Source organism: Paradesertivirga mongoliensis (genome assembly GCF_024436395.1).
Classification (GTDB): Bacteria; Bacteroidota; Bacteroidia; order Sphingobacteriales; family Sphingobacteriaceae; genus Paradesertivirga; species Paradesertivirga mongoliensis.
Genome location: NZ_JAFMZO010000002.1, coordinates 750,315 through 763,792 on the forward strand (window position 1 = coordinate 750,315; position 13,478 = coordinate 763,792).

The window sequence follows — 13,478 nt, forward strand, 5'->3', positions numbered from 1 at the left end:
CGTATTCTGTTGATTTGATTGTGCACCGGGTAGATGTTTTTAAACAGTTTACACTGATAAAAACATCTGTTCGTACCCAGGCAATGTTACTTTATAGAGAAATTATGAACTAATACATTTCCTGTTTTTGGATTTGCTTCATCGGGCTGGCATCCTCCAACACTAATAGCTAGCTTATTCTTGTATAGCTCTTTGGCGCCTTCTTCATTTACGTACGATAAGTCATCGCCCGTAAGGGTGAATTTAACCAATTTGCTTTCACCAGCTTTCAGACTCAATCTTTCAAATCCCTTCAATGCCTTGCTTGCACTTTTAATAGAGCGATCCTGATTCATCACATATAATTGAACAACCTCTTCGCCAGCAACAGCTCCGCTATTGGTAACCCTAACAGAAACAACCACATTTTTTCCTTTTTGAACGGCTTGAGGTGCGCTTAACTGATCGTAGCGGAAGGTGGTATAGCTGAGTCCATAACCAAATCCATACAGAGGCTTACCTTTAAAATATCGATAAGTCCGGTTCGACATATCGTAATTATTGAAGGCTTCAAGGTCAGAATCACTTCCATAAAATGTTACCGGCAGGCGACCGGCCGGGTTATAGTCCCCAAAAATCACATCAGCAACCGACGTACCTGCGGCCTGACCACCGTACCAGGCATTCAGTATAGCCGGAACGTTCTTTGCTTCCCAGGGAGTAGCAATTGCGCTTCCCGTCATCATCACAAAAACAACCGGCTTGCCTGTAGCTTTCAACTCTTTCATTAATTCCGTTTGGATGGCCGGAAGCAAAATAGAAGTCCGGTCGCCGCCATCAAATCCGGGATAGTTTACACGCATCTCTTCACCTTCCAGTTGCGGCGAGATACCTCCGGCAAAAATGAATGCATCTGCATCTCTGTGTTTTTCGGCGAGTGCTTTAAAGTCCGTGCGCTGATAGTCTCCAGCGCTAAGTCTGACATTCCCTTTTCCTCCCCCTTGCCAATACTCCAGCACAAATTGATAAACAGAATCTTTTTGTGTTTTCAAACGATAAACTCTGCTTCCCCAGCGATTACGGGTCCATGCATCCAGAACGGACTTTCCGTTAACAAAGAAACGGTAACCTTCATCGGCCTCCAGTTCAAAAGTGACAGAGCCAGTAGACGGAGCTTTAAAACTCGTGGTATATCTTGACGAAAAATCATTGGCCTGAAAACCGGCAACAATTTGTTCACCTTCCTGCCATTGGTGATTGAGCTGCGGTTCAATACGAACGAGTTCCGGCTTGCCCTGAAGTTCCTTGTTTCTGTAGTATTCTGCCTGAAAGCCCGGGGCGCCATTGAACGAATACTGCTTACCGAGGTCTTGATAAACAAGTAAAGTATCATTAGTGAAGTTGATCGCTTTTTCGTAAACCACTTCGGTGTTGGCACCTACTTTATCTTTTATTCCCTGGAGAATAGTGGTGATTTTGGAAGGTATACCATTGTAATTACCGAGCACCGAAATTGAATTATCAGCGTTGGGGCCTAATACTACAATCTTTTTTAACGCTTTTTTCAAGGGGAGAACATTTCCTTCGTTTCTCAATAAAACAATAGACTGGCGGGCCATTTTTAAGGCGTGATCACGGTGTGCCGGACTTTCAAGAACGGAGAACGGAGTTTGAGCAAATTTCACCATCGACGGAGGATCGAACATGCCTAACCTGAAGCGAATCATGAATAAACGCTTCACCGATACGTCGATTTGTTTCTCGGTGATTTTACCGTCTTTCACTGCCTGCACCAGGGCTTTGTACGCATCTGTTCCACAATCAATGTCGGTTCCGTGATGTACGGCATCGGCGGAAGCAGAAGCTGCATCTGGATGGGTCTTATGATTCTTGTAGAAATCGTCAATAGCCCAGCAGTCGGAGGTAACATAACCGTCAAACTTCCATTGCTTCCGCAGGATATCTGTCATTAAGATATCGCTGGCACAGCAAGGCTGAGTCCGAAAGGCGTTATAAGCACACATTACGCCCGCGACTTTAGAATCCACTACGAGTTTCTGAAAGGCTGGAAGATAAGTATCCCAAAGATCGTAGGCACTTACGTCGGCATTAAATACGTGCCGTAAAGGCTCGGGGCCACTGTGTACTGCATAATGCTTAGCACAAGCCGCAGCCAGGAGATATTTAGAATCGTTGCCCTGCAAACCGCGAACGAAAGCATCGCCAAGGATTGCTGTGAGAAAAGGATCCTCTCCGTACGTTTCCTGTCCCCGTCCCCATCGCGGATCGCGAAAGATGTTAATGTTCGGCGTCCAGTACGTTAATCCCAGATAACGTTCGTTCGTCCTTCCCGTTTCAACGGCCTTATTGTAAATGGCACGTCCTTCGAGTGCACTATAACCTGCCATCTGAAAAAGCGATCCTTTATCAAAGGTCGCCGCCATCCCAATGGCCTGCGGAAATACGGTTACTTTAAAAGGAGTTCTGGCAACTCCATGCAATGTTTCATTCCACCAGTCGTATGCGGGTATGCCAAGGCGGCTTATCGCAGGTGAAGAATTGAGCATTTGTGAGACCTTCTCTTCTAGTGTAAGTCTGCTGACAAGGTCATCAACACGTTTTTCGAACGAAAGGCTGTGATTATTAAACGGGAATGGGGTGTTTTGTGCAAAGGTCAACTGAAAAAAAACCAATTGAGCCATCACCCCCAATAAAAAACGTAGGGTTGTAAGTTTCATATTAACAGGTATCCTGAATTAAAATTAGTTAGAGGGCGGCTTTTCCATAAGGATCGATGGTGATGATTTTACCATCTGGAGCATAGTTTAATTCTGTAACCTTAACGTTGCGAAGATGTGTTTTACCCTCTGACAATTCGGTATCATGATAAAACAGATACCATTTATTTTTAAACTCCAGGATGGAGTGATGCGAGGTCCAGCCAATTACCGGCTTTAATATTACTCCCTGATAGGTGAAAGGGCCGTATGGATTGTCGCCAATTGCGTAGCAAATATTATGAGTATCTCCTGTAGAATATGAGAAATAGTATTTTCCGTTATATTTATGCATCCACGAGGCTTCGAAAAAACGCCTGTCATGATCACCACCTTTTAGCGGATTGCCCGCCTCATCCAGAATCACAACATCCTTCGGCTTCTCTGCAAATTCAAGCATATTACCACCAAGCTTAGCGACTTTTGCACTTAATGCCGGCTGGTCGTCTTTTTCCAGGTCGGTAGCTGATCCTTTGGGATTAAACTCACCGGTGGCCCACTTTTGTAATTGGCCGCCCCAGATACCTCCGAAATACATATAACTCTGGCCATCATTATCGGTAAATACTGCGGGATCTATACTAAAACTATTTTTCATAGGTTCTGGCTGCGGCTGAAAAGGCCCTTGTGGCTTATTGCTTACCGCTGCACCTATACGAAATACACCTTCTTTATCCCTGACAGGGAAGTACAGATAATACTTTCCATTCTTAAACGCCGCATCCGGAGCCCATAACTGCTTGCTAGCCCAGGGAATATCACTTACTTTAAGTGCAACCCCATGGTCGGTCACCTTACCGCCGACACTATCCATAGAATAGATGTAATAATCGTTCATAGCAAAATGATCACCGTTATCATTCTCAGGTACGCCTGCATCATAATCATGCGACGGGTAGACAAAAATTTTACCATCAAATACATGAGCCGAGGGATCAGCGCTGTATCGCTGACTTACAAGCGGCTCGGAAATAGAATTTTCGAACCCAGGGCTCTGCTTCTGGGTACTTTTTGATTTGACATTTGTATTCGCACCACGATCCTGTCCCTGTGAGCACGACGAAAATCCGATTACCGCAACTGCAAAAATTGCTCTTATTATCATATATATATAGTTTATAATTACTTAAATCAGGTTTACATCCGGAATGCATGCTTAGAGGAATTTCAAAACTATTGAACTGAACCACCCCCACTGTCAAATACACCGATAACTGTTTTTAAATTGAGTTTTACTCAAAATGCACTTGAGGTAAAAGTATACAGATCAGATTCAGTTTAATGATATAATTGTTGAAGTTTCTGTATCAAATGTTCAAAACACATTTTTCTGGTAAAGGCGTGATAGAAGTTTCTAAAAATAAGGAATAGGGCCCCGGGGAGAGGCCCTATTTCCCTTTAAACCAATTTACTAGATTAGAAGACCAAGTAACCAACTATAATCTTCTTTTGCTTTAACCGCATATATTAGCATTAGACCAGCGGTATAACAAAACAAATCTACGATGGCAAATTGGCGCCGAATGCCACTAATTGCAAAAATCACAGAACAAATGTGAAGAATGAGCATCAGTCAGACTTTTCTATCTTAAAATTCAGCCCTGGCATAAACGAAAACACAAGGATTGGTTTCGGCTGCCTGAAGATTAATTTCAACATCTGTTTCTAATTACTGAACAATTCAGCCGCATTAACCGGAAAGTAACGATGAGATTTGAACATTGCTCAATGGCGTTTTACATTGATAGATGATGTACTAAACCCAATAAAATAAAAACCTTATAATCATGAAATTTTTTATCGATACCGCAAATCTGGACCAAATAAGAGAAGCCCATAACATGGGTGTTCTGGATGGCGTTACAACTAACCCGAGTTTGATGGCAAAAGAAGGAATCAGCGGTCATGAAAATGTGGCGAAACATTATAAGTCTATTTGTGAAATCACAGAGGGAGACGTAAGCGCCGAAGTAATTTCTACCAGTTTTGATGAGATGGTGGCAGAAGGCGAAACTCTTGTAAAGTTGCATCCGCAGATAGTTGTCAAAGTACCGATGATTAAAGACGGGGTGAAGGCCATAAAGTATTTCACATCGAAAGGGATCAAAACAAACTGTACGCTTGTATTTTCTGCCGGACAAGCATTATTAGCCGCCAAAGCAGGTGCCACCTACGTTTCACCCTTTATCGGGCGATTGGATGATGTATCTACTGATGGATTAACGCTGATTGAGGACATCCGTCTGATTTACGACAATTACGGGTATACTACACAAATCCTTGCAGCGTCTGTTCGCCATCCTATGCATATAGTTAATTGCGCAAAACTGGGCGCTGATGTTATTACTGCTCCTTTATCTGCGATAGTCGCATTACTCAAACACCCTTTAACTGATAACGGATTAGCCCAATTTTTGGCAGATCACGCAAAAGCCTCAGAAAAAATAGCATGATGAATACTGAACACGTTGATTTAAATAAACTAACTACCGTAGCCAAACAAGTCCGACGCGATATCGTGAGAATGGTTCACCAGTGCCAGTCCGGCCACCCGGGCGGCTCTTTAGGATGCACCGACTTTTTGGTTGCCCTCTACTTCCATATTATGAATCACAAAACTGATTTTAATATGGATGGAACGAATGAAGACCTGTTCTTTCTATCGAACGGACATATTTCCCCCGTCTTTTACAGCGTCCTCGCCCGCTCAGGATATTTTGATGTAAGCGAACTGGCCACCTTCCGTAAACTTGATTCAAGGTTACAGGGTCACCCAACTACTCACGAAGGACTTCCGGGCATTCGTATTGCTTCGGGTTCTCTCGGACAAGGTTTATCGGTTGCTATTGGCGCTGCTCTGACTAAAAAACTCAATAACGATTCTTCTTTGGTGTTCACGTTGCATGGTGACGGCGAATTACAGGAAGGCCAGATATGGGAAGCGGCCATGTTCGCCCCGCATAACAAGGTGGATAATCTGATCTCTACTATCGACTATAACGGTCAGCAGATTGACGGCCCTACCGAAAAAGTACTTTCCCTGGGAAATCTTAAAGCGAAATGGGAAGCTTTTGGCTGGGATGTGATGGAAATGAATGGTAACGACCTGGCTGATGTGATCCGCGGACTGGAAGAAGCCAAATCAAGAGCCTTTAAAGGCAAACCGATCATGATTTTAATGACCACCAATATGGGACATGGTGTTGACTTTATGATGGGCTCTCACAAATGGCATGGTGTTGCTCCCAATGATGAGCAATTGCAGCAAGCTTTAGATCAGCTTGTTTGTGACATGCAGGATTATTAACCCCTATCCCCTGAAGGGGAATGGATGATGCAAAAAACAAGGCTTCCTCAGGGGGAGCATTATTGTAAGATATAAATGAAAAAATACTCTTTTACAGAAAAGAAGGATACCCGTTCTGGCTTTGGAGCCGGATTGCTTGAAGCAGGAAAGAAAAATGAGAATGTAGTGGCTCTTTGTGCCGACTTAGTAGGTTCACTAAAAATGGAAGCTTTTATTAAAGAGTTTCCTGAACGTTTCTTCCAGATCGGTATTGCCGAGGCGAATATGATGGGCATTGCAGCCGGTATGACCATTGGTGGAAAAATCCCTTTCACCGGTACTTTCGCTAACTTCTCTACCGGCCGGGTTTACGACCAGATCCGCCAGTCGATTGCCTATTCTGATAAAAATGTAAAGATCTGTGCTTCACACGCCGGTCTTACTTTAGGTGAGGACGGAGCGACACACCAGATTCTGGAAGATATCGGTTTAATGAAAATGCTTCCGGGAATGACTGTTATTAATCCTTGCGATTACAACCAGACCAAAGCTGCAACCATCGCCATTGCCGATCATCACGGACCAGTATACCTGCGTTTCGGGCGTCCGGTGGTTCCGATCTTCACAGATCCTGATCAGAAATTCGAAATAGGAAAAGCCTGGATGGTAAACGAAGGTAAAGACGTCAGTATTTTCGCTACCGGACACCTGGTTTGGGAAGCCATTCTTGCCGGAGAGAAATTAGCAGAGATGGGAATCGATGCCGAAATCATCAATATCCACACTATTAAACCATTGGATGAAGCTGCTATTTTAAAATCGGTAGCTAAAACCAGATGTGTGGTAACCTGCGAAGAGCACAACCGCTTGGGTGGTTTAGGCGACAGCGTTGCTCAGGTGCTTGTTAAAAATGATCCATTACCTCAGGAATATGTGGCCGTAGATGATTCATTTGGTGAAAGCGGAAAACCGGCTGAGTTAATGACAAAATACGGACTGGATAGTGAGAACATTATTAAAGCGGTTCAAAAAGTGATCGCTAGAAAGAATGCTGTAAAATCACCTCAAGTTGTCGAATTATGATTTTGAACCCCTTACCGATATATACATGGAAGGCCAATTACATCGCCTCAATGCCTCTTCATGAACAATTAAAGAACAAGATCCACTTGTCCATAGAAACGGGGCAATTAAAAAGTGGGAGTTTTTTACCGAGCGCAAAGAAACTAAGCGAAGAGCTCAATATATCTGTAGCCACTTCGCAACGGGCGTATAAGCAACTGATGGATGAAGGCTGTCTGGCGTTTGTAAAAGGTAAAGGATACATGGTTTTCATGAGGTAAAATCGCATTACACTAATCAAGATCGGGGAGCTATCCTTTTTTGGCAAATTAATTTATGTTCAAAAAAAGCGTAAAACTTTCTGATGGAAGAATTTGTCGTTCATCACCGTAAAGATAGGAGACAAAAACGACTGATGGTACCGTACCGACGGCAAAGAACGAGATCCAATTTTCGATGGAGGGCCCTAGCGAAATTATTGCAACCGACAATGGAGACGCCGCCAATATAGTGTCGTTCACATCCACTAAACGGGCAGCTTTTAATGGCCTTTATCTTGTAATCGTAAGGGAAAAACCGGGCCAACCGGGCACGATTAACGTCAAGGCAAATTATGATGGGCTACAGGATTCTAAAATTTCAATAGGAAGTGAACGCAAGTAGAGAGAAACGAGGAGATCAAAGTCTTGTTCAGGAAGTAAGCGATAATACGAGCTCCTACTAAAAAGAGGGTGTCCATGTCAGACACCCTCTTTAGTGATTATTCTTCAATCTTTATTCCGTTTTACTTTCATCACCTACCGCTTCCTCCCATGTTGACCACTTGGGGGTATTCACATCATAGCCATCATATCCAAAATTTTGACTAAGCTGTCCTTTATTATTGGCTCTTATTGCCCCATTTGGAATAGGCCAATAAAGATTTTGCTTACCCATCGTGAAATTATACGTACGGCTCCCCACTTTAATTTCCTTGCCGTTGTTATAAAAGCCATTGTTGTTATACCTTACAATTCGTTGATACCAATAGCTGCCACCAGTCAACCCAGTGCCTGATTGCTTATCGTATGTATCAACGTTATATGTATTACCCCATTCATCAGGTTTACCACTTAAAGCCAGGCAATACGAAACCCTACTCAACTCGGTATGTCGCCATTCTTCAAGATACAATTCACGCGCCCGTTCGTCCATAATGTCTCCAATCGTAACTGTTGTATATAGTTGAGTGCATTGTGCCCTGCTTCTTACCGCATTTACGTCGGCGACAGCTGTAGCATCACCCAGGTAGAACTTCGCCTCAGCACGAAGCAAATAAGTTTCTGCCAGACGATAAAGATACCAGTCCGCATTACTGCCAAGAGTTGCACCATTAAATTGATTGGCACCTTGATTGGCTTCAGCTACAACGTCGTTCAAGAAGATTTTATAGTGTGGGAAATCGAACCATGTACGCACCGTATCACCACTCAACAAATTGTTGGTAACAGGATGTCTTAATCTTAAGTTCTGTCCGAAGTAAGACGATGCTTTGTCGTTGTATTTCAGCGAAGTCATAGTAACCCAGTTACCCACAGCACTGTTATGTCTCAAATCTCCCTGATCCATAACACCGTTAATTCCCCACATAGCATTTTGAGCAAAGTAGGTGGGTCTGATAGTTGCAATACCCCTTCCAATGGCTCTTACATAGTCGTAACTTTTATTGTAATTACCGTTATTACGAGCATAATTATTAACTGCAGTTCTTCCATCCGGTGTTTTCACCTCACCACTATTCCAGAAAGGACCAAAAATACGCATGGATAAAAAGTTCGTAAACGATTCCGAGGACCCTCGGTTCGGCAACCCCATAATAACTTCCTTATTTGCAGCAATAAGTTTATTTTCCGGGCGATGCAAATCCCAAATAACATTACGCGTAATTGTCCATGTTTGAGACTCACCTCCTGGATTAAAAGTTCCGAAGTTATTTTGCATTAGTTGATATCCCGATTGGTTGATGAGAATATCAGCCTGATCTTTTGCTTTTTGAAACTGGCCAGTAGCTAGATAGCATTTAATAAGCAGCTGGCGGCAGGCTCCTTTATTCACCTGCCCTACATACGTTGTGTTCGCCTGGTCTGGGACCCACTGCACCGCAAACTCCATGTCCTCCGTAATCTTTTTAAGAATTGCTTCCTTTTTGGTGGAGCGATAGTTCTGTTTTGGCACCTGCAATAATTGTGTAACAAACGGAATATCACCAAACTGAAAAACAAGTGATAAATAGCGGTAAGATCTATGGAAATATGCTCTACCTAAATATGCATTTTTTGTGCCTTCTGCTAATCCTTGAACTTTATCCGCATAGGCAATTACTGTGTTTGCATATTTTATTCCCGAATAGCCCTCGTTCCAAAAATAACTGATACGATTATCATCGTTATCAGCTGCTCCACCAGTAGGTGTTAATTTAATATTGACATCATCTAAAAAGGCTTGATCTGTTTTTCCGTTCACAGCTAGTTCTGAAAACGTATACTCTGTCATTATAGGAGTTGAAATATTCGCACCTATAGTCCAATAGTTACGGAGATGCCGGTCTGAAGTTGCCAATGCTGCTTGCAATCCAGACTCGGTGGTGAATGTAGTACCCGGCTCATAGAACGATAAAGGCTGAGGTTCAAGGAATTCCTTCTTACAACTTCCTAGGAGTAACCACCCGAATAAAACGGCCGACAGACTTTTAGTTAAACACAATTTATTTCCTCTATTATATACAGTATTCATGATTTTCAATTTGTTAAAGAGTTAAGTTTAATCCCATTGTAAACGTACGTGTAGCAAGGCCGCCGGTTTCCGGATCGCCGTACTCCCAGTCTCTGTTCCAAACTCCTACATTTCGGATCGAGCCAAATACTTTTGCTCTATTAAGCCTCCAGCGAGAAATTAGCGAAGTCGGTAATGAATAACCGAAAGCAATACTTTCAAGTCGGATAAAATCACGGTTATAAAGCTTTTGTGGGCTACCAGCGCCCGCAGGGCCTTTAGCATCTAAACGGGCGTAATCATTAGTCTGATTTTCCGGCGTCCAGTATTCTTTCTTAAACGTATTGAAGCCGTAGGTTATTAAGGAACCTCCGTTGTCTTCGTTTAAATAGTTTCCATTCAGGCTTTTGTGGCCCATATAAGAATAGATATTGAACGAGAAGTCAATATTTTTATAAAAGGTAAAGCTGTTGCGAATCGACCAATTGACTGGAGGAGCAGTTTGACCTAGAAACTCTCGATCCTTATCATTATATACGGGTGTGATGGTACCGTTAGCATTCTTTATATCATCAGCGGTATAATTGTTTGCAACTTTCGGATCGCCTGGAACCTGCCCGTGTCTCTTAGCTTCTTCAATCTCTGAGGATTGCCAGATACCAGTTACGCGATAATTCCATATAGCACTTATTGGCTGGCCAATGAACCATCCATTTCCCCGATCATCCATTTCTTTCGTACCAATCACATTACCACTCGCATCAAGAACATCTTCATTCTGGTAATACAGGTGCTTGATTTCATTTCTATTATAGGAAAAATTAAAGTCCGTATTCCATGAAAAATTTGTCTTTCTCACGTTCCGTGTACTCAAATTAAACTCAATACCCCGATTTAGTACTTCTCCAAGATTGGTTCCGATAAGACTGAATCCAGAGAAGCCTGGCAATGCCTGATTCATGATCATATCTTTGGTACTAGTGTGGTAAGCTTCGACACTTCCTGTTATAACACCGTTTATAAATCCAAAATCTAACCCTGCATTATACGCCTCGCTTTGCTCCCACCTTAAATTCGGATTTGCTAAGCGCTCAATTCGTAAATACGGAATGTCTGTTAATGTGCCTGAAGTAGTAATGTATCCTTGTAGTCCCCCCCTTACAAGATTGGCGAATGAAATATACGGGTCGTTAAGCTGGCGATTTCCGTTCCGCCCCCATGAAAAGCGCAATTTACCGTAGCTTAGTGGCTCCCACTTAAAGAATTTTTCATTGGTAAAAGTCCAGCCGGCCCCGACGGCTGGGAATGTTGCATAGGGGTTTGATCTTCCGAAGGCAGAATAACCATCGCGGCGAACAGAAGCTGATAGATTATAGCGATCATCAAAAGAATAAACCACACGCCCCAACAAACCATTAGCAGTGTGGCGTTCGTCGCCCGCAATAATCGAACTTTGAGCATTTCCTGACGCACCAGCCACAGAGTGAAACCCTAGTGCATCTGTAGGTTGAATATTTCTGGCTTCAATTCTATCTCTCCAAGTCTGAAGTTTTTCAGCTTCGTACATTAAAGTCGCATTAAAACGATGCTTTTGTGCAAATATCCTTTCCCAATTTAAGGTATTATTGATTGACCAGTTAAATTGCTTCGACTGTTCACGGTTCGCTCCTCGATCTATAGGTTGCCATTCAGGATGTTCCGTTGACTCGAAGTATCGGTCGTAGAAATACTGATAGCGTGGGGAAGCGTTAAAGGAGTATGTAATATCGAAAGGCAGTTTTACTTTTGCGTTAAAAATACTATTAAGCACGGTAAAACCTTTCTCTAGTTCCATGTATTGACGATCAAAATCATAGCTATATCCTCGTCTTACTGCAGAACCCATCGGAAACACAACCAGATTTCCAGCTTCATCTCTGTAGTTGGCATATGGGCTGTTGCGTAATTCGTTTGCCTCCCAATAATTCGTTCCTAATCCTGGCTGCAGATCTCCATCACTCCGATCCTGAAAGTTTATGTTTGCACCAAATTCCAGCCAATCAGTCACTTTTCCATCTACTTTCAAATTGGAACGAACTGATCTGTAAACATTCCCCTTAACTGCACCCTCATTATTAAGGTACCCCATAGACATATAATAATTGATTTTGTCGCTAGCACCTGATACGCTAGTATTATAATCTTGGCTAAAACCTTCACGAAATGTATGGTCATACCAATCGAAGGTTTTACCAGAAAGGTAGTTGTTCAACACAGCATCTTCTAACGTAAGCCGTTTGGCATAAATACTCCACTCAGACTCACCGGTTGTATTGTTAGAATACGCTTTCCACTGGTCAAGTGTAATACCCTGTGGTAGTCTGTCAGGTCTGTCGTAAAATCCAGGCTTGGTAGCGGTAGTACCAGTACGATGTGCTTCATAATTCCCAGTGGTTGTATTTAACCCGTAAGTAGGTGTCTTATACCAGTCTTCACGGTATTGCATGTATTCGTCCGGGTTAAACGAATCACGATAGGCACTTTTTGTTACCATGCCAAAATTTGAGGTAAAGTTGATAACCGGCTTTCCTTGCTTTCCCTTTTTTGTAGTAATGATAATTACTCCATTTGCCGCTCTCGACCCATATACAGCTGCAGCTGACGCGTCTTTCAATATATCTATTTGTCCGATGTCGTCCGGGTTAATTTCAGAAAGCTCGCCATAAAATGGCACGTTATCAAGAACAATCATAGGATCGTTGTGACCGCCCGCTGTATATACGGATCGTTGACCGCGAATTTGAATACTGCCTCCTCCTTTTGCCGAAGCATTCATACCAACACTAACACCGGGAGTTCCACGAAGTATATCTTGTACGGTCCCCGGGTTTTCATTTGCAATCTTATCGGGAGTTATCGAAATTACAGAGCCGGTGAGGTCTTTTTTCCTTGAGGTTCCATACCCCACTACTACCACCTCATTCAACTTGGTAGCTACCTGATCAATTTTTAATACTACATTTATTGTCCCTTCTGTTGCCGCAATCGTCTGGCTTTCAAACCCGATATAGCTAAATACCAAAGAACTTCCGTCTGGAGCGGATATCGAATACACACCGTTCACATCAGTAACCGTACCCGTGTTGGTACCTTCCACTCTTACACTCACACCCGGCAATACTTCACCGGCCTCATCAGTTACCTTACCAGTAACTTTTACAAGGACTAAAGGAACTGAAGCGCCTTCTAACTCGTCTTTAGATCTTCTTTTGATCAGAACAACATCGCCAGACACCTGGTACGACAAATCAAGAGTAGGCAGCATCTCATCTAATACATTCTCCAGAGTTTTGTCGCTTATTGACAACGAAACCCGCCGGTCTGAATTAATGATTGCTGAACTGTATATAAACGTAACGTCAGACTGCTGTTCAAGTGAACTTAATACTTTACTGATCTTCTCCGACTTTACATTGATGCTGACGTTGGCTTTCAACGCCGCCTGTGCCTTACTGTCTTTCGCTATAGCACTCCCCATCAGCGAGAGACTAATAGCTATCTGGAGAAAAGTAATTTGCATGATGAGTACATGTAAAGGTTTTTTTTTCATAATTTTAAAAGGTTTTGAATTGATTAATTAATTC

At 42.8% G+C, this 13,478-nt stretch carries 8 protein-coding genes and 1 pseudogene; 5 read left to right on the forward strand and 4 right to left on the reverse strand.

All coding sequences use genetic code 11. The features are described from left to right. Window positions 1-86: 86 nt before the first annotated feature. Both J3P43_RS09415 and J3P43_RS09420 read right to left on the reverse strand, forming a co-directional pair. Window positions 87-2,717 (reverse strand): glycoside hydrolase family 3 protein, encoded by a 2,631-nt coding sequence (locus J3P43_RS09415; RefSeq protein WP_255901493.1) that lies wholly within the window; start codon window positions 2,715-2,717, stop codon window positions 87-89. A 28-nt stretch (window positions 2,718-2,745) separates the two neighbouring features. After that, entirely contained in the window at window positions 2,746-3,861 is a 1,116-nt protein-coding gene (locus tag J3P43_RS09420) for a glycoside hydrolase family 43 protein (protein WP_255901496.1), read from the reverse strand. Between the two features lie 682 nt (window positions 3,862-4,543). On the opposite strand from J3P43_RS09420, the gene fsa reads away from it, so the two are divergent. The 5 genes and pseudogenes from fsa to J3P43_RS09445 all read left to right on the forward strand — a co-directional run. After that, on the forward strand, window positions 4,544-5,209 hold the full coding sequence (gene fsa, locus J3P43_RS09425; RefSeq protein ID WP_255901500.1) for a fructose-6-phosphate aldolase: 666 nt from the start codon (window positions 4,544-4,546) through the stop codon (window positions 5,207-5,209). Then, entirely contained in the window at window positions 5,206-6,063 is an 858-nt protein-coding gene (locus J3P43_RS09430; RefSeq protein WP_439652057.1) for a transketolase, read from the forward strand. The genes fsa and J3P43_RS09430 overlap by 4 nt, the downstream gene beginning before the upstream one ends. A gap of 75 nt (window positions 6,064-6,138) precedes the next feature. Beyond that, entirely contained in the window at window positions 6,139-7,125 is a 987-nt protein-coding gene (locus J3P43_RS09435; protein WP_255901502.1) for a transketolase family protein, read from the forward strand. Then, window positions 7,122-7,385: a GntR family transcriptional regulator gene (locus J3P43_RS09440; RefSeq protein WP_255901504.1), complete on the forward strand. Its 264-nt coding sequence runs from the start codon at window positions 7,122-7,124 to the stop codon at window positions 7,383-7,385. Before J3P43_RS09435 ends, J3P43_RS09440 begins: the two co-directional genes overlap by 4 nt. A 151-nt stretch (window positions 7,386-7,536) precedes the next feature. Further along, a pseudogene (locus J3P43_RS09445) lies at window positions 7,537-7,767 on the forward strand (hypothetical protein); the annotation flags it as partial. Between the two features lie 111 nt (window positions 7,768-7,878). On the opposite strand, the gene J3P43_RS09450 reads toward J3P43_RS09445, so the two are convergent. Next, the gene (locus J3P43_RS09450) at window positions 7,879-9,876 is read right to left on the reverse strand and encodes a RagB/SusD family nutrient uptake outer membrane protein (RefSeq protein ID WP_255901508.1); all 1,998 of its coding nucleotides are present in this window, start codon (window positions 9,874-9,876) and stop codon (window positions 7,879-7,881) included. A 13-nt stretch (window positions 9,877-9,889) separates the two neighbouring features. After that, a complete protein-coding gene (locus tag J3P43_RS09455) occupies window positions 9,890-13,444 on the reverse strand; it encodes a SusC/RagA family TonB-linked outer membrane protein (protein WP_255901510.1) in 3,555 nt (1,184 codons plus the stop codon). Window positions 13,445-13,478: the final 34 nt, after the last annotated feature.

Excerpts from the sequence above, each read along its gene's own strand:
- J3P43_RS09415 (WP_255901493.1), bottom strand. The coding sequence starts at position 2,717 with ATGAAACTTACAACCCTACGTTTTTTATTGGGGGTGATGGCTCAATTG.
- J3P43_RS09420 (WP_255901496.1), bottom strand. The coding sequence starts at position 3,861 with ATGATAATAAGAGCAATTTTTGCAGTTGCGGTAATCGGATTTTCGTCG.
- fsa (WP_255901500.1), top strand. The coding sequence starts at position 4,544 with ATGAAATTTTTTATCGATACCGCAAATCTGGACCAAATAAGAGAAGCC.
- J3P43_RS09430 (WP_439652057.1), top strand. The coding sequence starts at position 5,206 with ATGATGAATACTGAACACGTTGATTTAAATAAACTAACTACCGTAGCC.
- J3P43_RS09435 (WP_255901502.1), top strand. The coding sequence starts at position 6,139 with ATGAAAAAATACTCTTTTACAGAAAAGAAGGATACCCGTTCTGGCTTT.
- J3P43_RS09440 (WP_255901504.1), top strand. The coding sequence starts at position 7,122 with ATGATTTTGAACCCCTTACCGATATATACATGGAAGGCCAATTACATC.
- J3P43_RS09450 (WP_255901508.1), bottom strand. The coding sequence starts at position 9,876 with ATGAATACTGTATATAATAGAGGAAATAAATTGTGTTTAACTAAAAGT.
- J3P43_RS09455 (WP_255901510.1), bottom strand. The coding sequence starts at position 13,444 with ATGAAAAAAAAACCTTTACATGTACTCATCATGCAAATTACTTTTCTC.